The sequence below is a fragment of the Georgenia halophila genome (genome assembly GCF_039541595.1).
Genome location: NZ_BAABGN010000002.1, coordinates 506,632 through 526,295, shown reverse-complemented (window position 1 = coordinate 526,295; position 19,664 = coordinate 506,632). Strand labels below are relative to the sequence as shown.

The following is a 19,664-nucleotide window of genomic DNA, read 5'->3' as shown; positions in this document are numbered from 1 at the left end:
TCAGCCGGCGGCGGTGCCGCCCTGGGAGGCCTCGGGGTCCGTCCCGTCGTCGCGACGCTCGCGGGCCTGCCGCTCGCGCTCCGCCCGCCGCCGTTCCCGCTCGAGGCGGTTGAGGAACTCCGGGTCGTCGTCCGGGGCGACCGGCCCGCTCCGGCGTATCGGCTTCCGGTCGGTGGGGGCGCTCCACACGCCGGGCCGGCGGTCGGTGGTGGTCTGGGCTTTGGACCGCGACACCCGGCTGACGATGATCCAGGCGAGCGCACCGACGGCCGGGACGAGGACGATGAGGATGATCCAGAGGACCTTCGGTAGTCCCGCGGGCATCTCGTCGTCCGGTGTCCGCGAGCAGTCGATGAGCGCGTAGACGACCATCGCGAATATCAGGATGACGGGCAAGAGGCGGATCATCTCCTCAGGGTATGTCGCCGGAGAACGCCGCGCGGGACGAAGACCGGCACGACGTGGAGTCACCGGACCGGGAGCCGTGCTCGGACGCCTACGCTGGGGGCGTGCGCCTGCTCTTCTACACGGTCCTCCGCGTCGCCATCGTGCTGGCGTGCGCCGGTGTGCTGTACCTGCTCGGCATGCGTGCCTGGCTGCTGTGGGTGACGGCCATCGTCGTCGGCGCGCTCGTATCCTTCCTCGTGCTGCGCCGCCAGCATGCTGGGGCGGCCGAGGTGCTCGCCGAGTACGACCCGTTGCGTGAGAAGCGCCCGGTGTTCTCCGACGAGGTCGAGGCCGACGCCGCGTACGAGGACGCTGCCGTCGACGCGGCAGCGCGGAGCTCCACGCGCGAGAGCGGCTCGAACGAGAGCGGCTCGCAGCCCGCGCCGGGTGCAGAGTCCCAGGTCGGCTCAGGTCGCGAGGCCGACGCCGAGCAGGATTCCGTAGCCGAGGCCGAGGAGTCCCGTGTCCCGGAGGACGACGATGAGCTCCCGCCCCGTGGCACCGCGAAGGACCACCCGTGAGAAGCGCACCACCCAGGGCACCAGGAGCAGGACCAGCAGCGACCACCGGTTGACGACCGCGCAGGCGGCCCCCAGGACCAGCGGCGCCACCAGCATCCCCACGTAGGTCAGCCGGGCGCGGCGGTCACCGAGCCGGACGGCGAGGGTGCGCTTGCCGGCCCGTGCGTCGGTCGGGATGTCCCGCACGTTGTTGACCATCAGGACCGCGCAGGTGAGCAGGCCGAGGCCGCTCGCCCCCACCCAGACGGTCCACGGCAGCGCGTGCGCCTGCGTCCAGACCGTGCCCAGCGTCGCCACGAGCCCGAAGAAGACGAAGACACCGACCTCGCCGAGCCCGAGGTAGCCGTACGGGTGCTTGCCGCCGGTGTAGAACCACGCGGCCGCGACGGCCAGCGCGCCGAGAGACAGCAGCCACCACGACCCGGACAGGGCCACGAGCACCAGGCCCAGCACCGCACCGACACCGAAGGCGAGGAACGCGGCCCGCTTGACCGCCGCCGGCTCGGCGATGCCACCGCCGGTGAGCCGCGGCGGCCCGGTGCGCACGTCGTCGGTGCCCCGGACGCCGTCGGAGTAGTCGTTCGCGTAGTTGACTCCGACCTGCAGGGCGAGTGCCACGCCCGCGGCGAGCAGGGCCCGCACGGCGGACGCCTCACCGGCACCGAGGGCGGCGCCGGTGCCGAGGAGGACCGGTGAGAGTGCGGCCGGCAGGGTGCGCAGGCGCGCACCTTCCAACCAGTCGGACACGGTGGCCATGCTGCTCCGGCAGTTCACGAGGCGGGGGACGCCCCAGGGTATTTCACGGCGGCGACCGTTCAGGACGCGCCGGTCGCGTGACGTTCGACGCCCCGGCCACCGCCACCGCGGTCGGCTCCACCATCATGGGAGGCAGGATCCTCCAGCGCCTTCGCCGCCACCCGCGCGACGCCCCGTCGGTCGACCTTGCCCGGTCCGCGCAGCGGAAGCTCCCGGACCAGCACGAGCGCCCGCGGGGCGTGCGCCGCACCGAGCCGCCCCGTCACCAGCGCGCGCAGCTGCGTGAGGGTGAGGTCGGCCCGGGCAGCGCTCGGCACGACGACGGCGGTCACCAGCTCACCCCACTCCGCGTCCGCCACGCCGACCACCGCCACCTCGGCGACTCCTGGGTGCTCGACCACCACACGCTCGACCGCCGTGGGCGAGACCGTGACGCCGCCGGTGGTGATGGCCTCGTCCGCCCGCCCCAGCACCCGGAGCCGGACGTCGGCGTGCTCGTCGGTCAGGAGCTCGCCACGGTCCTGGGTGCGCAGCCACCGAACGCCAGCCTCCTCGGCAAAGGCGCCGGAGTCTGGATCGTCGAGGTAGCCGAGTGCAAGGGTCGGTCCGGAGATCTCCACGCGTTCTCCGTCGCCGATCCGCAGCCGGACCCCGGGCAGCGGGACGCCGTCGTACACGCACCCGCCGCCGGTCTCGGTCATGCCGTAGGTGGTGCGGACCGCGAGTCCGGCGTCGCGCGCCTGGGCGAGCACGTGGGGCGAGGCCGCCGCCCCACCGACGAGGATCGCCGCGAGATGACGCAGAGGGGCCACCGCCTCCTCACCGGCCGCCAGCACCCGGACCAGCTGGGTGGGCACCAGCGAGAGGTAGCCGGGGGTGGCCGTGTCCGTCCGGGCGGCGGCCGCGGCAAGGCGGTGCGGGTCGAACCCGGCCGCGGTGTCCACCACGATCGGCTCCGTCCCGGCGACGACGGACCGCACCAGCACCTGGAGCCCGGCGACGTGGTGGGCGGGCACGGCGAGCAACCATCGGCCCGGCCCCGCGAGGCGCTGCTCGGTCGCCCGGGCGCTCGCCACGAGCGCGTCACCCGTCAGCGCGACGAGGTGACCGGTCCCGGTGGTCGACCCGGACGTCTGCAGCACGACGGCGGTCCCGGCCGGGACCGGCACGCGCATCCGAGCACGAACGTCGTCCACCGCGGCGCTGCCCGACAGCTCCGGCGCATGCGGGAGCACCGCCTGCGCCGCAGCGGCGGATCCGAGGACCTGGCGCAGGGCCGCCAGCAGGGCGGCGACATCTTCCTGCCCGATGCCGCCCCGGAGTGGAAGGAACCGGGGATCGGTCGCCGAGCGCCCGGCATCCGAGACTCGCTCGGTCTCTGCACTCTGCGGCTCTGGCTGGGACGTCACGGGCCAACCCTAGAGCGGGTCTAGGCTGGCCCGAGCTTGGGAAGGACAGGTGCCGGATGATCAGCGACGCGCGCGAAAGAGGTCCCGCAGACGGTGAGCAGCACATGACCGACGGCGGCCCCGTCGACGGCCTCGAGGCGGCAGGCGGCCCGCTCCTCCCTCGCCGTGCCGTCACCACGGCACTGGCCTCCGCCGTCGCGCTGGGCCTGGCCGGATGCACCTCGTCCGGCCGAGAGTCCACACCCGTTCCCCGGCCGACACCCTCACCGACCCCGTCGCCGACGCCGACCCCGACGCCGACACCGGAACCTCGGTGGCCGCTCACCGGCGCACCGCTGGAGGGCGATCTCCCTGGGCGTCCGGCGCTCTCGGTCAAGATCGAGAACTCGGCGCAGGCCAGGCCGCAGTCGGGACTCGAGGACGCCGACATCGTCTGGGAGGAGATGGTCGAGGGCGGGATCACCCGGTTCAGCGCCGTCTACCACTCCGTGGTCCCCGAGGTGCTCGGGCCCATCCGTTCGATCCGACCCATGGATGCCGCCATCGCCGCGCCCGTGGGCGGCCTGCTGGTCTTCTCCGGAGGGCTGGCACCGTACGTCAACCGGGCCCGAGACGCCGGCCTGCAGGTGATCTCGCACGACGGCGGAGGCTCGGGCTTCTACCGGGCGGACCACCGCCGGGCACCGCATAACCTGTACGGCTCCGGCGAGGCGTTCCTGGACCAGGCGACCGGTTCGCCGTCGGGCCCGCCGGACGACCTCCTCCACTTCGCCGAGGAGTCCGACGACGCCACCGCCGCTACCGACGGGGACCGCGCCCCATCGGTCGATCTGTCGTTCCCTTCCGCCAATCCCGGCTGGACGTGGCAGCCGGACGCACGGTCCGGACGTGGTGTGGGACCGGGCTGCTGGCGACGCAGCGAGAGCGGTTCCCTGCAGTCCTCGGAGGACGGCGACCCGGTCCTGGCGACCAACGTCGTCGTGCTGCGGGTCCCGGTCGAGATGACCGGGCGTCGGGACGTCAGCGGCGCGGCCGTGCCGGAGACGATCCTGCAGGGCGAGGGTGAGGGCGTGGTCTTCAGCCGGGGTCGTGCCGTGGATGTCGCGTGGGCCAAGGGCGAGGCGGCCGAGCCGCTCCGGATCACCCGCGGCGGCGACCCGGTGCTGCTCGCGCCAGGGATCACCTGGATCGAGCTGCTGCCGATCTCGGGTTCGTCGATCTCGTACTGAGGTATCTGAGCGAGGGCTACTCCGAACACCACGGGCTACAGGCAGAACTGTGGCCCACGGGTGTTTGGAGTAGCCCTCGCTGCTGCTCCTGCGGCCGGCGGCGGCAGGTAGGCGCGTCGGCTCGCACGTCCCGAGGGGTGGAACACCTGCGGTGGTGGGGGTGGGACGGCACCCCTAGGGTGTGGCCACCATCCAAGGAGGGGGTTCGATGACACTCGCCGTGCTCGAGAGGGAGCGCACCGTTGCGCGTCCAGGCTTCAACCGCTGGCTCATTCCGCCCGCCGCGCTCGCGGTGCACCTGTGTATCGGCCAGGTGTACGCCACCAGCGTGTACAAGACCGCACTGGTGGAGCACTTCGACACCTCCCTGACGGCGATCGGGATCATCTTCTCGATCGCCATCGTCATGCTCGGGGTCAGCGCCGCAGTCTTCGGCACCTGGGTGGACTCCGGCGGTCCGCGCCGGGCCATGGTCGCCGCCGCGCTGTGCTGGTCGGTGGGGTTCCTCGTCGGCTCGCTGGGCATCTCGACCAACCAGCTCTGGCTCGTCTACCTCGGCTACGGCGTCATCGGCGGTATCGGACTCGGCATCGGCTACATCTCTCCGGTATCGACGCTCATCAAGTGGTTCCCCGACCGGCCGGGCCTCGCCACCGGCATGGCGATCATGGGCTTCGGTGGTGGCGCGATGATCGCCAGCCCGCTGTCGTCCTGGCTGCTCGGCGTGTACGACCCCAACTACGACCCGGCAGCCGGTGGCGCCGGTGTGGCGTCCGGCTCCGCCGTGGCACAGCTCTTCGTGACCCTGGGACTGGTGTACGGAGTCGTCATGCTTTTCGGCGCGGCGATCGTGCGCGTGCCGCACGAGGGTTGGCAGCCCCACGGCTTCGACCCCTCCAAGGTCACGAAGAAGGCGCTCGTCACCACGGAGAGCGTCTCGGCGGACAACGCCATCAGGACGCCGCAGTTCTGGTTCCTGTGGCTCGTGCTGTTCTGCAACGTCACGGCCGGTATCGGCATCCTCGAGCAGGCCGCCCCGATGATCCGTGACTTCTTCCGCGGCGAGGACGGGTCTTCGATGATCGCCGCGGGAGCGGCCGCCGGGTTCGTGGGACTGCTGTCGCTGTGCAACATGGCCGGCCGCTTCGTCTGGTCCTCGACGTCGGACTTCACGGGCCGGAAGAACATCTACGTGATGTACCTCGGCCTCGGCATCGTGCTGTACCTGCTGCTCGCGCTCGTGGGGTCCAGCGCCGTGGTGCTCTTTGTGCTGTTCGCCGGCATCATCATCAGCTTCTACGGCGGCGGTTTCGCGACGGTGCCCGCCTACCTGCGCGATCTCTTCGGCACGTTCCAGGTGGGCGCCATCCACGGCCGTCTGCTCACCGCGTGGTCGGCCGCCGGCATCGCCGGCCCGCTGATCATCAACCGGTTCCTCGACGCCCGCGGAGAACCGGGCGCGCTGGTCGCTGCGGACTACCGGCCGGCCCTGTTGACGATGGTCGGCGTCCTCGTGGTCGGCTTCATCTGCAACCTTGCCATCAAGCCCGTGGCCGAGAAGTTCCACGAGCGGGGCGCTGACGAGCCGGCCGACAAGGAGGCCGGCGCCGCGACCACGGACGACGACGTCCCGGTCAAGAAGTCCCCGCTGGTGGTCGGTGCGTGGATCGTCGTCGCGGTCCCGCTCGCGTACGGGATCTACCAGACGGTCGTGAAGGCTGTCGTGCTGTTCGGGTAGCCGCACGCCCAGTCCCTCGTGGGATGGACGGGCCGAGGCCGCGGCCCACGGGTGCTGGTCTCAGCCGGCGTTCACCAGGGAGTGCCGGTTGGGACGCACGATCCGGGTGAGGAGGGCGCGGAGAGTGTCGCGCTCGTCGGCGTCGAGGTCGCCCAGGAACTCCTCCAGGGAGGCGTCGATGAGCTTCCGGGCCTGACGGAAGACCTTGCGGCCCTCGGTGGTGGCGACGACGGATTTTTGCCGGCGGTCCTCGGGGTTAGGGCGGCGCTGGGCCAGCCCGCGCTCCTCGAGACCGTCGACGAGCGCGACGATCTGGCTCGGGTCCAGGCGCAGGGCGTCCGCGAGCTCGCGCTGGCTGGTGCCTCCGGAGTCGATGACGAGCTCCAGGAGCGTGTACGACCTCGTGCTCAGGTCGACCGGCCGCAGGGCGGCTGTCGCCGAGGCCACGCCTCGGGCGCTGGCCAGCGAGAGCAGCAGGCCGATGTTCTCGCGGGTCGTCATGCACGCTCCTCGGGTCGAATGCCGGGAGCCTACGGGCGACAGTTGCGGTGGTCAATGATTGACACTGGCCATCAACCACCGAAAGACTGACCGGGGCCTCGAGGACCAGCCCTCGTAGGACGGTCGACGCGGACACGGAGGAGTGTATGGACCTGACCGGAAAAGTCGCCATCGTCACGGGCAGTGGCCGGGGCCTCGGCCTCGCGTACGCCAGGGAGCTGGCCCGCCAGGGGGCGAGCGTCGTCGTCAACGACGTCGATCACCAGCACGCGGACGAGGCGGTGGCCGCGATCGAGACCGACGGCGGCAAGGCGGTCGCCGTCGTCGCCCCGGTCGGCCCTACCGAGACCGCGAAGAAACTCGTCTCGACCGCCGTGGACACCTTCGGCCGCCTCGACGTCCTGGTCACCAACGCCGGCGTCCTGCGCGACACCGTCCTGTGGAAGATGTCCGACGACGACTTCGACACGGTCGTCGACGTGCACCTGCGGGGCACCTTCACCTGCGTGCGTGAGGCCGCCACGTACCTGCGAGGCCAGGGCGAGGGCGGGCGCATCATCTGCATCGGCTCGCCGACGGGTCAACGCGGCAACTTCGGCCAGACCAACTATGCGGCCGTCAAGGCCGGCATCGTCGGCATGGTGCGCACCTGGGCGTTGGAGCTGGCGCGCGCCGGCATCACGGCCAACGCCGTCATCCCGGTGGCCGCGACGGCGATGACGGACACGGTTCCGTTCTTCAAGCAGTTCTCTGACGCCGCCGCCAACGGAGAGCCCGTGCCGTTCGCGCGCCGCGTGCTGAGCTTCGGCACACCCGAGGACGTCTCGGGCCTGATCGCCTTCCTCGCCTCCGACGCCGCCTCCGAGGTCTCCGGCCAGGCCGTCGGGATCGGTGGCGACCGCGTGGCGCTGTGGTCTCACCCCGAAGAGGTCGTCACGGCCTTCCGGGACGGCGGCTGGTCCGCCGAGGACCTCGCAGCGGACTTCGACTCCATCTTCGGCCGCTCCCTCCAGAAGGTCGGGCAGCCGATGCCGGAGCCGCCGGCGACCGCCGACGACGAGTCGGGCACGGACAAGTCGGGCACGGACAAGTCCGGCGCTGCCAGGTCTGGCGGTGCGTCGTCGTGACGGATGCCGTCAGGTACGAGTGCGCCGTCGACCCGGCCGGTCTCGTCGCCATCGACATGCACGTCCACGTCGAGAAGGACACCGGCGGACGGCTCGCGCTGCCGAACGAGTTCGTCGACGCCGCGGCCAAGTACTTCAACGCACCGACCGATCGCATGGACGTCGACGCGACGGCGGCGTACTACCGCGAGCGGTCCATGGCCGCCGTCGTCTTCACCGTGGACGCCACCTCCGGACTCGGGCACCCGCCGAACTCCGTCGCCGACGTCGTTGCGGGAGCCGCTCGGAACAACGATGTGCTCATCCCGTTCGGGTCGGTCGACCCGTGGGCGGACGACGCTGTCGACCAGGCCCGCAGGCAGGTCGAGGAGCTGGGGGTCCGAGGGTTCAAGTTCCACCCCTCGGTGCAGGACTTCGACCCGTCCGACCAGCGGCACTTCCCGCTCTACGGTGCCATCGAGTCCTACCGGCTGCCGGCGATCTTCCACACCGGGCAGACCGGCATCGGCGCCCGCACGCCGGGCGGATTCGGCATCAAGCTCGGTCTGTCGAACCCGATGCTGCTCGACGCGGTCGCGGCGGGCTTTCCGGGCATGACGCTGATCATGGCGCACCCGTCGGTGCCCTGGCAGGACGAGCAGCTCGCGGTCGCCACCCACAAGGGAAACGCCTACATCGACCTGTCCGGCTGGTCGCCGAAGTACTTCCCGCCCCAGCTGGTCAAGCAGGCCAACTCGCTGCTCAAGGACAAGGTGATGTTCGGGTCCGACTTCCCGCTGCTGACCCCCGAGCGGTGGATGCGCGACTTCGAGAACCTCGAGATCAAGCCCGAGGTGCGGCCGAAGATCATCAAGGACAACGCCGTGCGGCTGCTCGGACTGGCCGCCGGAGAGACCACGGAGGAGAACGCATGACGACCACCGTCGCTTTCACAGACATGCCGAGCCTGGCCGGCACCGACCTGGGTTTCTCGGACTACCGCGACGTCACCCAGGAGCAGGTCAACCTCTTCGCGGACGCCACCGACGACCACCAATGGATCCACGTCGACCCCGAGCGCGCGAAGTCCGGGCCGTTCGGTGCACCGGTCGCCCACGGGTACCTGTCACTGGCGCTGGTCATCCCGCTCTCGGAGGAGCTCCTCCAGGTGGATGGTGTGCAGGTGAAGGTGAACTACGGACTGGACAAGGTGCGCTTCCCGGCGCCCGTGCCGGTGGGGTCGCGGGTCCGGATGGGATCGACGATCCGCGAGGTCACCGAAGTGTCCGGCGGGTACCAGATCGCGATGGACAATGTCATCGAGGTGGAGGGCGGCACCAAGCCGGCCGTGGCAGCGACGACGCTGCTCCGCTTCTACGGCTGAGAACGGCACGAGGAGATCGCCATGACCACGGCGCCGGACGAGACGCGGCTGTACGGCGACGTCGACCCGTACTGCTATGAGCTGCTGCTCACCGACCCCGAACGTGCCGCGCTCGCCCGTTTGCGGGCGGTGCTCGATCGCGACGTCAAGCCGCTGGTCAACGACCTGTGGGATCGCGGCGAGTACTCCTCGTCGATCCTCGAGCCGCTGGCCGCGCTGCGGCTCATGGACCCGGTCGGGCACGACGGCGGCTCCTCGGGGCCGGCCACCGCCCAGCCAGATCCGGTCGACGGCGTGTCCCCTCCAGAGGAGTCCCGGGCCCTCTTCCGGGGGTTCCGTACCTTCGAGATCGCTCGGACGGACGTCTCGACCGCCGTCGTCTACAGCGGCCACGTCACGCTGTTCCGCAACACCGTGCTCCTCGGCGGTTCGCCGGAGCAGGTCGCCGAGCTCGACGCCGACATGCGCACCTTCGCCCTCACGGGCGTGTTCGCGCTGACCGAGCCCGACCACGGCAGCGACGTCGCCCGGGGTCTGGAGACGACGGCACGGCGCGAGGGCGACGAGTGGGTGCTGACGGGCGCCAAGCGCTGGATCGGTGGTGCCGCCCAGGCGGACATGCTCGCCGTCATGGCGCGCGACGAGGCGGACGGCCAGGTCAAGGCCTTCCTCGTGGACAGGGCCGACGGGGGCGTACGCATCGAGAAGATCCGGCGCAAGGCGTCGCTGCGGATCGTGGACAACGGGCATGTCACGTTCGACGGCGCACGCGTGCCGGAGAGCCGCCGGCTCCAACGCGTCAACTCCTTCGCGGACGTCAACCGGCTCCTGCGCTCCATGCGTACCGACGTCAGCTGGATGGCGACCGGCGCGCAGGCCGGCGCATTCCGCGCGGCGGTGCGGTACACCGGCGAGCGGCAGCAGTTCGGTCGGCCGGTCGCCCGTTTCCAGCTGGTGCAGGACAAGCTGGCCACGATGCTCGGTAACCTCACCGCGTCCCTCGGCATGGCCGTGCGCCTGAGTCAGCTCGCCGACTCGGGCGGGTTCTCGGACGCGGACGCGGCGATGGCCAAGGCGTGGATCGCGCGACGCGCCCGCGAGACGGTGGCGCTCGCCCGCGAGGTGTGCGGGGGCAACGGGATCACGCTCGACACGGACGTCGCGCGGTTCTTCGCCGATGCCGAGTCGATCTACACCTTCGAGGGCACGAACGAGGTGAACCAGCTGGTGGTCGGGCGCTCCATCACCGGATTGAGCGCCTTCGTCGACTGACTCAGCGTGCGACGGCGACGGTGGTCCGGATCGCCGTCGGGTCCTCGAGTACGTCGAGCACGGCGTGGGCCAGGTCCGCCCGGGAGATGTTGAAACCGCGGGGCACCGTCTTGTCACGGGCGGACCGGTACTGGGCCATCAGCCGACCGTCGTTCAGCTTGGGCGGGAGCATGATCGTCCAGTCGGTCGGCGAGGCCGTCACGAGAGCCTCCATGGCGCGCATGTCGGCGAACTGGTGGCGAAGGATCCGTCCGATGATCGGCTTGGCGATCGACTTGGTGAACGGATCGTCGCCCTCGGTGTGGAACCCGGCCGCGCTCACCACCACGAGTCGCCGGACCGACGTCGCGGTCATGGCCTCGAGGATCGCCCGGGTCGCATCGCTCTGCACCGTGGTCGGCCCCTTCTCGCGAGGGCCGAGGGCGGATGCGACGGCATCGTGCCCGGCGATGCTCTTGGCGACTGCGGCCGGGTCCATGACGTCGAGAACCTCCAGCCCGAGCTTGTCGTTGGTGCGGATGAAGGCCGCGTCGAAGGAAGACTCGTCTCGAACCATCGCCGTGACGGCATGGCCCCGTTCCAGTGCCTGACCGGCAATCTGGCGTCCCGTCCCTCCGCTCGCTCCGAAGAGTGCGATGCGCATAGTGCCTTCTCTCTGTGCGTGGGTTTGATGCGTAGGTCTGAGATGTGGTGTTGAGGTCTGTGGGGGCCCCGATGCGTGGAGCTGCATCGGCTGCCATGACGGTGGGTGAGTGTTCACTTACCACCTAGGATGGTGAGTGAACACTCACCCGTCAAGCGAGCAGGAGGTTGGCCGTGCGGGCACGCGATCGGATCCTCGACGCCGCGGCCGAGATCATGCGCGCGGAGGGGATTGCGCGCGCGACGACCAAGGAGATCGCTCGGGTCGCCGGATGTTCCGAGGCGCTGCTCTACAAGAACTTCGCCGACAAGTCACAGCTCTTCGTCGCCGTCCTGCAGGAGCGTGCGCCCGGCTTGGGCGAGGTGCTGGCCGGCCTGCCCGACCGTGCCGGGTCTGCGACAGTGCGGCAGAACCTGACCGACGTGGTCCGCGGCGGCCTCGACTTCTACCTCGCGACCTTCCCGATGGCGGCCGGGCTGTTCTCCGACCGTGCGCTGCTGGATGCGCATCGTGCCCGCTTGGCGGAGCTCGGCGTGGGGCCCGAGCAGGTCAACACCTGGGTGGCCGAGTACCTGCGGCGAGAGCAGTCGCTCGGTCGCGTGACGCCGGACGCCGACGCGGACTCTGCGGCCTCCCTGCTGCTCGGCGCATGCCTCCAGCGCGCGTTCTTCGCACGGATGTCGGGGCAGGACGCCGTGGACGCCGGCGCGGAGGCGGATCGCCTGGTCGCGGTCCTGTGCAACGGGCTGGTTCGGGTGTGATCCGTCCCTGGCACGCCGGCGCCCCGTGCGGTGCCCGGGTCGCCAGTGGTTGCGGCGTGTTCAGTAGTAGTAGGGAAAGCGGGACCAGTCGGGCTCACGCCGCTGAAGGAATGCGTCCCGACCCTCGACGGCCTCGTCCGTCATGTACGCCAGACGGGTCGCCTCCCCGGCGAAGACCTGCTGTCCGGCAAGCCCGTCGTCCGGCAGGTTGAAGGCGAACTTGAGCATGCGGATGGCCTGCGGCGACTTTGTCGCGATAATCCGTGCATAGTCGAGAGCGAGCCGTTCTAGTTCTTTGTGGTCGGCCACCTCGTTGACGACTCCCCAGCGCACCGCCGTCTCGGCGTCGTACTCGCGGGCGAGGAAGAAGATCTCCCGCGCGCGCTTGTCGCCGACCTGACGGGCCAGCAGCGCGGAGCCGTAGCCGGCGTCGAACGAGCCGACGTTCGCGTCGGTCTGCATGAATTTGGCGTGCTGACGGCTGGCGATCGAGAGGTCGCACACGACGTTGAGGCTGTGGCCGCCGCCCGCTGCCCATCCGGGGACGGCGGCGATCACGACCTTGGGAACGGTGCGGATGAGGCGCTGCACCTCGAGTATGTGCAGGCGGCCGGCACGGGCTGCGTCGATGCGCTCGCGCGGTGCCTTCTGGCTCTCGGTCGCGCCGGCCGATCCGGCCGATCCGTCAGGTGCGCCGCCGTCATCGCCATCCCCAGGACGGCCGGTCTCGTAGCGGTAGCCGTCGCGACCGCGGATCCTCTGGTCGCCGCCCGAGCAGAACGCCCAGCCGCCGTCCTTCGGGCTCGGGCCGTTGCCCGTGAGGATGATTGCTGCGACGTCCGGCGTCATGCGCGCGTGGTCCAGTGCCGTGTAGAGCTCGTCGACGGTGTGCGGCCGGAAAGCGTTGCGGACCTCGGGCCGGTCGAATGCGATCCGCACGACCGGCCGGTCCGTCTCGCCATCTCCGCGGCGGTCGACGCCGCGGTGGTAGGTGATGTCTGTGAAGTCGAACCCCTCCACGTCGCGCCAGGCGCTGGGCTCGAAGATCTCTGACACGGGATCGGGCAGCCTGCTCACGGAGGTCACCTTACGGCTCTGGCTGCTGCTGCCATGCTTGCCTTGGGCCGGCCGGGTCTGCGTGGCCGGACGTCGTCCACACGGCAGGTTGGGCACGGATGAGTCCTCTGTACCGCTAGCCGGCCCTGGTCCGCCGGTTCTCAGAAGGGCGGCTCGTCGTCCTTGGGATCAGCGGGCTCGGCGGGATCAGCGGGTTCGGTCGGGTCGGTGCTGGCCGGCTCGGGCTGGTGTTGTGCTGGGGGTTTCGGTGGTGGTGGGGTGGCGCGTCCGTGGTGGGTGGTGGTGCCGTTGGCTTCTCGGCGGTAGGTGTGTCCGGTTTTGGAGATCCAGTCGAAGACGCCGCCGGGGTGTTGGATGACGCGGTAGTCGCCGAGGGTCTTGTGCCGGTGATCGGGGATGCATAGGGCTTCGAGGTTGATCAGTGCGGTGATTCCGCCGTGGGCGAAGGGGGTGGTGTGGTCGAGGTCGCAGGCGGTGGCGCGGGTGTTGCAGCCGGGTCGTACGCAGGTGCGGTCGCGTTCTCGGACGAGGCGGGCCAGGTCGGCTGGTGGTTTGTAGCGGGTGCGTCCGATGTCGATGACGGTCCCGGTCATGGGGTCGGTGACCAGGCGTTGCCAGGTGGGTGCTTGCAGGGCCAGGGCACGGGCTTTGAGGGCGTCGATGGGTCCGGCGCCGTCGAGGTCGCCGGGTTCGTCGCCGCCGAGCAGGGTCGATAGCGGGACGGTGACGCGGAGCTGGACCGGGGCACCACCGATCGTGCCGACCCGATAGCCACCACCGGCTCGGCCGGCTTCACCGGCAGAATCGTCAGCAGCGACGCTGCTCGTCTCGCCGGTATGGTCGGTGCTGGCGCCGGCATTGGGGTCGTGGTCTCCGCTGTTGTCGGCCTCGCCGTTGTTGCCGGCGTCGCTGTCACGGCTGCTGCTGCTGTTGTTGCTGGCTCCGCTGCTGCTGTGGGTGCTGCTGTCGGTGAGGGGAAGCCGGTCGGGGGGCAGGGGGCCGATCCAGCTGTGGCGTAGGGCGTTGGCGCCGATGCTGGTGAGGATGTCGGCGCGGAGCTGGTCGGTGGTGCGGGCGTCGCCGTCGGCGCGGGCGGTCTTGGCGGCCCCGTCCAGGGCGAGGTCCAGGCACAGGGCGTCCTCGATCGGTAGGACGGCGGTGAGGGTGGCCATCTGGTCGGGCAGGGCGCGGGGGTGGTTGACGCGGCGTTTGGCCCTCGCGGCCCGGTGACGTTCGGCGGCCCCGTCGGGGTCGGCGCGGACGATCGCGGCGGTGAGGTCCTTGCTCAGCTGCGGGGGTGTCCTACCGGCGGCGGTGGGTAGGACCTCGTCCTCGACGGCCGTGGTGACCTCGACGGGGAGGCCGTCGAGGTTCCCGGCGATCAGGTCGGCCTTGCGGGCATCGATGCGCCCGGTCTCCAGGGCCTCACCGGTGGCGAACAGCGGCCCGTTGAGCATCATCGCGGTCCGCACGAGCGTGGCGGCGCCCTGGCGGGTGAGGCCCAGGCACATCGCGACCTCGGTCGCGGCCCGCGGCATCGTGGAGCGGCGCACACCAGTGCCGGGGCGTCCGGTACGGGTCGCGTCGGCATCGGGCAGGCCGTACAGGTCGCCCAGGCGCTGCTCCAGCCGGGCGGCGGCCTGGCCCTGCTTGGCTTGGGCGTAGGAGATGACCCGTCCCCAGGCCACGACCGCATCGACCGCGTCCCCCTCATCCAGAGTGTTCAGATCCAGGCGCTCGAGCAGGACCGCGAGGTCCACCCCCGTGACCGACGCCGCAGCCGCGACCACCTCCGCAGCCGACCCACCAACGCAACCACCGCCACCGTCGGCACGGTCGGCGTCGGGGGTGTCGTCGACGGCATCGGTGGCATTGGCGGCATCGGGGGCATCGGTGGCACTGCCGGCATCGGGTGCGTCGGTGACATCGGCAGCATCGGGAGATGCGTTCTCACCTGGCCCGGACCCGGATCCGGTCTCGCGGCTCACGTGCCGCGCGAGCCGGGAAGCCGCCCGCCACCCCTCGCCTCGCCGGGCATCGGTCGACCTGGTGAAGTCAACAAGAACGACGTGCGGGTCGGTGACCTCACCGGCCGGTGCGGCGACGATCCTGACCGCCCGGAACATCAGCTGCTCCAGCACACTCCACCCACCCGGACCGACCACACCCGCCGCGGGCCGCTCCCCAGGACCCTCACGCCCCGCCTCCACCGGTTCGAACATACGTACAACGCTAGACGAGACCACCCACATCGGGTCCAGACCCTCCGAGAACTGTGGAGAACCAGCTCACCGCCGTAGCTGGCCACCATGTACACGAACCGGCCGGTCGAGCGGGGCCCGTGCTCACGGTGGCGTGGCCGAGTCGTCCCCCTGGGGGCGGTTTGTCGTCGGCTGCGTGTCCGACTCGGGCCAGACGGCGCGCAGGACCCGGATCGCGTCCTGGAGGCTGACACTCGCCGCGGTGCTGGCTCGTGCGAGGGCATGCGCGCGTTCGATGACGGCCGGTGGTGTGGTGCTGGCCTCAGGGCTGACGCGGGTCCCTCCTCCGACGCGAGTTTGCAGCAGCCCTTCCTGCTCGAGTGATCGATAGGCCTTGGCGACGGTCCCGGGTGCGATGCCAAGGTCTTTCGCGAGCTGGCGGACCGAGGGGAGGCGATCGCCGGCAGCGATCCGATCGGTCGCGACGAGGCCGCGGATCTGGTCGCGGATCTGCTCGGCAGGTGAAGCGCCGTCGGTCAGGCCGATCTGTAACGCCATGATGGCATCGGCCCTAAGCCCGAGGGCGGGTTCGAGATTGGGAAGCGGTCTGCGAGCGAAGTGCGGTCACGGCGGCAAGTAGCACGGTGAACCACAGGAGCCAGCCGACGAGTTCCGCAATGGTCTCTGCCACCCATAGCGGCTGCTCGAGTGCGGCGAAGGTCGATCCGATCCTGAACCATCCTTGCTCGGTGGACACGCCGCCATGCGTAAACGCGGCACCGGCGAGTGAGCGCAGGACGGCCGCCAGGTGCAGCAGGAGGGCGCCGCTCGTCACGGCCATGATGTTGCGCGTGCGCCAGCGCCGGTTCGCAACGTCGTTCTCGCGGTCGGGTGTCATCGGCGGTCGCGCCGCCAATTGGATACCGATCAGTGCCGTGCTCACAAGAAGAGCCGTGAGCACGAGGCACGGCACCGAGTAGTGCCAGCCGTAGATGCTGGTCCAGATACCGGCAGGGCCAACGTCGACGAGGTACCGCGTGTAGCGGCCCTGCTCGTCGGGGCTCGACACCGACCCTGCCATGACGGTCACCAGCGTCATTACGGCCACCAGTGCGGCGAGCGTGACGAACCACCACCGTGCTCCAAAACTGGTCAGGGTTCTGCGCGCTAGGTCGGCGGACCCGGCACCGGAACGGCGTACGACCGGAAGCGCCAGTAGCGCGACGGCGGCGAGCCCGGCGACCAACGGTGTGGTGAAGATGACAAACCAGTGCTCCACCGGTCCGGCCACCGCGCGCATCAGGGGTGCGCCCGGAAGGTACAACGCCCGCTGCAGCAGCACGATCCCGACGCCGAGCAGTACGCCCGCAAGGGTCCACCCTCGGACGCCGCCGGGAACCACCGGGCGTGAAGACCGAAACCGAGCCCGCACCGCCCAGACCGCGAGCGCAGCGAGCAGGCCGAGCAGCGCCGGACCGAAGGAGTCCAAGAGCGACAGATTCATAATCGTCATCACTTCACGACCCCCGGGGCGGTCCGTATCAATGGAGTGACACACTTTGTATCACGGGAGTGGCACACTGTCGACGAAGTGGCTGTCGATTTACTCGCCGCCCGTGACGTGGCGGACGTGCTCGCCACATCTCGACGGAGGAATGGTCACATCTCGACGGGGGAGGCGACCCGCCTCGCGAAGGGTCGGCCGAACAGTCTCCCTGCCGGTCCCGAACAACCCGGCTGCAGGCCCGGCCCCACCATCCGCCTATCCTGGCCACCATGCCCGCAGCCCCGCCCGCGGTCCGCGCCACATACGCGGTCCCGCTCCGCACCCGCTTCCGCGGGATCACCGTCCGCGAGGGCGTCCTCCTTCGCGGTGAGGCGGGCTGGGGCGAGTTCTCACCCTTCTGGGACTACGACGCGGCAGAGTCGGCCGCCTGGCTGCGCGCGGGTCTCGAGGCCGCCGACGAAGGGTGGCCCGACCCCGTCCGCACCTCCATCCCGGTGAATGTGACCGTCCCCGCCGTCGGACCGGAGCAGGCCCACCGGATCGTCACCGCCTCCGGAGGCTGCGCCACCGCGAAGGTCAAGGTCGCTGAACCCGGCCAAAGCCTCGCCGACGAGCAGGCCAGGCTCGAAGCCGTCCGCGACGCCCTCGGCCCAGACGGACATATCCGTATCGACGCCAACGCGGCCTGGGACCTGGACACGGCACTCGATCGCCTGACCCAACTCGACCGCGCTGCCGGCGGACTCGAGTACGCCGAGCAGCCCTGCCCGAGCGTCGATGACCTTGCCGCCCTGCGCCGCCGCACCCATGTCCCCATCGCGGCCGACGAGTCCGTACGCCGGGCCGAGGACCCCCAGGCCGTGCGTCGCGCCGAGGCGGCCGACATCGTCGTCCTCAAGGTCCAGCCCCTCGGCGGCGTCCGCGCCTGCCTGCGCCTCGCCGAGGAGGTCGCGCTGCCCGTCGTCGTCAGCTCGGCCCTCGAGACCTCGGTCGGGATCGCCGCCGGCCTCGCTCTCGCCGCCGCCCTCCCGAACCTGCCGTACGCCTGCGGGCTCGCCACCGTCCACCTCCTCGAGCGCGACGCCGTCGCCGATCCGCTTCTTCCCGACGGTGGCGCCATCGAGGTCCGCCGCCCGGCACCCACCACCGAGACCCTCGCCGCCGTCAATGCCGACGACGGCGTCACGGCACGTTGGGACGACCGCCTCACCGACGTGACCGCGTCCCTGGCGGTCATCCGGTGATCGCCGGTTCCGCGAACGAGGCCACGAGCGCGACCGCCACCGCCCGCACCCTGGTCATCGCACTGGTGGCCCACGGCGTCCGGCACGTCGTCCTCGCACCCGGCTCCAGGAGTGCCCCGCTGGCTTACGCGCTCCACGACGCCGAACGCGCCGGCTGGCTCACCCTCCACGTCAGGCTCGACGAGCGGGGCGTCGGGTTCCTCGCCCTCGGCATCGCCCGCGGGAGCGGCCGCCCGGTCGCGGTCGTGACCACCTCCGGCACGGCCGTCGCCAACCTCCACCCCGCCGTGCTCGAGGCCGCTCACTCCGGCGTGCCGCTGATCGTGCTCAGTGCCGACCGTCCCCACGAGATGCGCGGCACCGGCGCCAACCAGACCACCGACCAGGTCGGCATCTTCGGCGCCGCCGTCCGGCACGCCGTCGACCTCCCGGCCGCCCCGGCCCCGGGGTCCCTCGCGCAGATCGTCACCCGCGCCCTCGCCGCGGCCCGCGGCCTGCGCACCAACGACCCGGGACCGGTGCATCTCAACATCGGCCTGCGCGACCCGCTGGTACCGGAGGCGCCCTGGAACGCGGGTGCGCCTCCGACCCACCGCGACGTCGTCGCGCCGACGTCCGCCCCGGCCGCCGCAACCCTGCCGCGCGGACCGCGCACCGTCGTCGTCGCGGGCGACGGCGCAGGCCCCGCGGCACGAGCGCTCGCCGAGCAGGCCGCCTGGCCGCTCCTGGCCGAACCGACCTCGGGTGCCCGTTCCGGGCCGACGGCGATCGGCCCGTACCGCCTCCTCCTCACCGAGCCGGCGCTCGGGGGTGCCGTCGAGCGGGTCGTGCTCCTGGGCCATCCCACGCTCTCCCGGCCGGTCAGTGGCCTTCTCGGGCGCGCGGACGTGGAGGTCGTCGTCGTCGCGCCCCACGGTGCGTGGACCGACGTGGCCGGCACCGCGAGCCGCGTGGTCGGCGCCGTCGATCTTCAGGACGTCGCCCCAGGTCCGGGGCGAATGGCCGGTCAGGAATGGCTCACCAGCTGGCAGCGGGCCGCCGAGGCGGCCACCACCGTGATCGAGCGTTCTCTCGACGCCGGCACCGAGGGCCCAGGTCTGGACGGCCTCCAGGTCGCGGGTGAGACCTGGGCCGCCCGCGGCGTCGGAGCGCTCGTCGTCGGTTCCTCCAACCCGATCCGCGACCTCGACCTGATCGCCCCACCGGCGGCCGACGGCGCTCCACCGGTCCTCGCGAACCGCGGGCTGGCCGGCATCGACGGCACTCTGGCCACCGCGACCGGTGTCGCGCTCGGCCTGGACCTGCCGGTGCGCGCCCTCGTCGGCGACCTGACCTTCCTGCACGACGCCGGCTCCCTCGCCCGCGGTGCCCTCGAGTGCGACGTCGACCTCCAGGTCGTCGTGGCGAACGACGGCGGCGGGAGCATCTTCGCCACCCTCGAGCACGGCGCGCCGGAGCGGGCGGCCACGTACGAACGGCTCTTCGGCACACCGCAGGACGTCGACCTCGCCGCCCTCGCCGCCGCATACGGGGCGCGCTACGTCCGCGTCACGACGGCGGGAGACCTCCGCGCCACGCTCCAGGCCCCGCTGCGAGGCCGGTCCGTCGTCGAGGTCGCGGTCGACCGCTCGAACATCCGCGCGCGACGCCGCGAGCTCGCCGCCGCCGTCTCCCGCGCCGTTCGCCCGGTCCTCGGCTGACGTCTCCCGCGCCGCGACATCGTGCTCGGCCGAGGACGCGCTTCGCTCGGTCGAGCGGACCCTCGGGCGGCCTGCTCGACCCAGCGAACTCCCAGGTTTCGACAAGCGGGACCCCAGGTGCCCGGTGTCTCATGGAGTCATTCAGTGAGCCACGACGCGATCTTGGAG

19 protein-coding genes are annotated in these 19,664 nt (G+C 71.2%); 10 read left to right on the top strand and 9 right to left on the bottom strand.

Features of this window, described 5'->3' with window-relative positions:
* On the bottom strand, positions 1–408 hold the full coding sequence (locus tag ABD907_RS03905) for a PLD nuclease N-terminal domain-containing protein (RefSeq protein WP_345215163.1): 408 nt from the start codon (positions 406–408) through the stop codon (positions 1–3).
* 11 nt (positions 409–419) lie between these two features.
* Here ABD907_RS03905 and ABD907_RS03900 point away from each other — a divergent pair, with 11 nt between their 5' ends.
* On the top strand, positions 420–968 hold the full coding sequence (locus ABD907_RS03900; protein ID WP_345215162.1) for a DUF4229 domain-containing protein: 549 nt from the start codon (positions 420–422) through the stop codon (positions 966–968).
* On the opposite strand, the gene ABD907_RS03895 is transcribed toward ABD907_RS03900, so the two are convergent.
* Together ABD907_RS03895 and menE are read right to left on the bottom strand one after the other, a co-directional pair.
* Positions 855–1,724 carry a 1,4-dihydroxy-2-naphthoate polyprenyltransferase gene (locus tag ABD907_RS03895; protein ID WP_345215161.1) on the bottom strand — a complete coding sequence of 290 codons (870 nt, stop codon included), beginning with the start codon at positions 1,722–1,724 and terminating at the stop codon, positions 855–857. The two genes, ABD907_RS03900 and ABD907_RS03895, sit on opposite strands and share 114 nt — an antisense overlap.
* Positions 1,725–1,783: 59 nt before the next feature.
* On the bottom strand, positions 1,784–3,133 hold the full coding sequence (gene menE / locus ABD907_RS03890; protein ID WP_345215160.1) for an o-succinylbenzoate--CoA ligase: 1,350 nt from the start codon (positions 3,131–3,133) through the stop codon (positions 1,784–1,786).
* A gap of 56 nt (positions 3,134–3,189) precedes the next feature.
* On the opposite strand from menE, the gene ABD907_RS03885 reads away from it, so the two are divergent.
* Positions 3,190–4,362 (top strand): DUF3048 domain-containing protein, encoded by a 1,173-nt coding sequence (locus ABD907_RS03885; protein ID WP_345215159.1) that lies wholly within the window; start codon positions 3,190–3,192, stop codon positions 4,360–4,362.
* Positions 4,363–4,570: 208 nt separating this feature from the next.
* Positions 4,571–6,100 (top strand): OFA family MFS transporter, encoded by a 1,530-nt coding sequence (locus ABD907_RS03880; protein ID WP_345215158.1) that lies wholly within the window; start codon positions 4,571–4,573, stop codon positions 6,098–6,100.
* Between the two features lie 60 nt (positions 6,101–6,160).
* On the opposite strand, the gene ABD907_RS03875 is transcribed toward ABD907_RS03880, so the two are convergent.
* Entirely contained in the window at positions 6,161–6,601 is a 441-nt protein-coding gene (locus tag ABD907_RS03875) for a MarR family winged helix-turn-helix transcriptional regulator (protein ID WP_345215157.1), read from the bottom strand.
* A gap of 146 nt (positions 6,602–6,747) precedes the next feature.
* On the opposite strand from ABD907_RS03875, the gene ABD907_RS03870 reads away from it, so the two are divergent.
* The 4 genes from ABD907_RS03870 to ABD907_RS03855 are packed head-to-tail and all read left to right on the top strand — an operon-like array spanning position 6,748 to position 10,363.
* Positions 6,748–7,728 carry an SDR family NAD(P)-dependent oxidoreductase gene (locus ABD907_RS03870; RefSeq protein WP_345215156.1) on the top strand — a complete coding sequence of 327 codons (981 nt, stop codon included), beginning with the start codon at positions 6,748–6,750 and terminating at the stop codon, positions 7,726–7,728.
* Positions 7,729–7,784: 56 nt separating this feature from the next.
* The gene (locus ABD907_RS03865; RefSeq protein WP_345215430.1) at positions 7,785–8,642 is read left to right on the top strand and encodes an amidohydrolase family protein; all 858 of its coding nucleotides are present in this window, start codon (positions 7,785–7,787) and stop codon (positions 8,640–8,642) included.
* Positions 8,639–9,091, top strand: coding sequence for a MaoC family dehydratase (locus ABD907_RS03860; protein WP_345215155.1), 453 nt, complete (start codon positions 8,639–8,641; stop codon positions 9,089–9,091). The genes ABD907_RS03865 and ABD907_RS03860 overlap by 4 nt, the downstream gene beginning before the upstream one ends.
* Before the next feature lie 21 nt (positions 9,092–9,112).
* Positions 9,113–10,363: an acyl-CoA dehydrogenase family protein gene (locus ABD907_RS03855; protein ID WP_345215154.1), complete on the top strand. Its 1,251-nt coding sequence runs from the start codon at positions 9,113–9,115 to the stop codon at positions 10,361–10,363.
* A gap of 1 nt (position 10,364) precedes the next feature.
* On the opposite strand, the gene ABD907_RS03850 is transcribed toward ABD907_RS03855, so the two are convergent.
* Positions 10,365–11,006: an NAD(P)-dependent oxidoreductase gene (locus ABD907_RS03850; protein WP_345215153.1), complete on the bottom strand. Its 642-nt coding sequence runs from the start codon at positions 11,004–11,006 to the stop codon at positions 10,365–10,367.
* Between the two features lie 173 nt (positions 11,007–11,179).
* Between ABD907_RS03850 and ABD907_RS03845 the strand changes: the two genes are divergently transcribed.
* A complete protein-coding gene (locus ABD907_RS03845) occupies positions 11,180–11,767 on the top strand; it encodes a TetR/AcrR family transcriptional regulator (RefSeq protein ID WP_345215152.1) in 588 nt (195 codons plus the stop codon).
* Positions 11,768–11,827: 60 nt separating this feature from the next.
* On the opposite strand, the gene ABD907_RS03840 is transcribed toward ABD907_RS03845, so the two are convergent.
* The 4 genes from ABD907_RS03840 to ABD907_RS03825 form a co-directional block, all read right to left on the bottom strand.
* The gene (locus tag ABD907_RS03840) at positions 11,828–12,844 is read right to left on the bottom strand and encodes a 1,4-dihydroxy-2-naphthoyl-CoA synthase (protein WP_345215151.1); all 1,017 of its coding nucleotides are present in this window, start codon (positions 12,842–12,844) and stop codon (positions 11,828–11,830) included.
* Between the two features lie 140 nt (positions 12,845–12,984).
* Positions 12,985–15,066 (bottom strand): HNH endonuclease signature motif containing protein, encoded by a 2,082-nt coding sequence (locus ABD907_RS03835; protein ID WP_345215150.1) that lies wholly within the window; start codon positions 15,064–15,066, stop codon positions 12,985–12,987.
* Positions 15,067–15,189: 123 nt separating this feature from the next.
* Complete coding sequence (locus ABD907_RS03830; RefSeq protein ID WP_345215149.1) at positions 15,190–15,603, bottom strand: GntR family transcriptional regulator; 414 nt, start codon at positions 15,601–15,603, stop codon at positions 15,190–15,192.
* Positions 15,604–15,616: 13 nt separating this feature from the next.
* Positions 15,617–16,549, bottom strand: coding sequence for a hypothetical protein (locus ABD907_RS03825; RefSeq protein ID WP_345215148.1), 933 nt, complete (start codon positions 16,547–16,549; stop codon positions 15,617–15,619).
* Positions 16,550–16,821: 272 nt separating this feature from the next.
* On the opposite strand from ABD907_RS03825, the gene ABD907_RS03820 reads away from it, so the two are divergent.
* Complete coding sequence (locus ABD907_RS03820) at positions 16,822–17,796, top strand: o-succinylbenzoate synthase (RefSeq protein ID WP_345215147.1); 975 nt, start codon at positions 16,822–16,824, stop codon at positions 17,794–17,796.
* Entirely contained in the window at positions 17,793–19,496 is a 1,704-nt protein-coding gene (menD, locus tag ABD907_RS03815) for a 2-succinyl-5-enolpyruvyl-6-hydroxy-3-cyclohexene-1-carboxylic-acid synthase (protein ID WP_345215146.1), read from the top strand. Before ABD907_RS03820 ends, menD begins: the two co-directional genes overlap by 4 nt.
* Positions 19,497–19,664 lie beyond the last annotated feature (168 nt).

Bases quoted from the DNA above. Each gene is read 5' to 3' on its own strand.
- ABD907_RS03905 (WP_345215163.1), bottom strand. From the start codon at position 408: ATGATCCGCCTCTTGCCCGTCATCCTGATATTCGCGATGGTCGTCTAC.
- ABD907_RS03900 (WP_345215162.1), top strand. From the start codon at position 420: ATGTCGCCGGAGAACGCCGCGCGGGACGAAGACCGGCACGACGTGGAG.
- ABD907_RS03895 (WP_345215161.1), bottom strand. From the start codon at position 1,724: ATGGCCACCGTGTCCGACTGGTTGGAAGGTGCGCGCCTGCGCACCCTG.
- ABD907_RS03885 (WP_345215159.1), top strand. From the start codon at position 3,190: ATGATCAGCGACGCGCGCGAAAGAGGTCCCGCAGACGGTGAGCAGCAC.
- ABD907_RS03880 (WP_345215158.1), top strand. From the start codon at position 4,571: ATGACACTCGCCGTGCTCGAGAGGGAGCGCACCGTTGCGCGTCCAGGC.
- ABD907_RS03875 (WP_345215157.1), bottom strand. From the start codon at position 6,601: ATGACGACCCGCGAGAACATCGGCCTGCTGCTCTCGCTGGCCAGCGCC.
- ABD907_RS03870 (WP_345215156.1), top strand. From the start codon at position 6,748: ATGGACCTGACCGGAAAAGTCGCCATCGTCACGGGCAGTGGCCGGGGC.
- ABD907_RS03865 (WP_345215430.1), top strand. From the start codon at position 7,785: ATGCACGTCCACGTCGAGAAGGACACCGGCGGACGGCTCGCGCTGCCG.
- ABD907_RS03860 (WP_345215155.1), top strand. From the start codon at position 8,639: ATGACGACCACCGTCGCTTTCACAGACATGCCGAGCCTGGCCGGCACC.
- ABD907_RS03855 (WP_345215154.1), top strand. From the start codon at position 9,113: ATGACCACGGCGCCGGACGAGACGCGGCTGTACGGCGACGTCGACCCG.
- ABD907_RS03850 (WP_345215153.1), bottom strand. From the start codon at position 11,006: ATGCGCATCGCACTCTTCGGAGCGAGCGGAGGGACGGGACGCCAGATT.
- ABD907_RS03835 (WP_345215150.1), bottom strand. From the start codon at position 15,066: ATGTTCGAACCGGTGGAGGCGGGGCGTGAGGGTCCTGGGGAGCGGCCC.
- ABD907_RS03830 (WP_345215149.1), bottom strand. From the start codon at position 15,603: ATGGCGTTACAGATCGGCCTGACCGACGGCGCTTCACCTGCCGAGCAG.
- ABD907_RS03825 (WP_345215148.1), bottom strand. From the start codon at position 16,549: ATGAATCTGTCGCTCTTGGACTCCTTCGGTCCGGCGCTGCTCGGCCTG.
- ABD907_RS03820 (WP_345215147.1), top strand. From the start codon at position 16,822: ATGCCCGCAGCCCCGCCCGCGGTCCGCGCCACATACGCGGTCCCGCTC.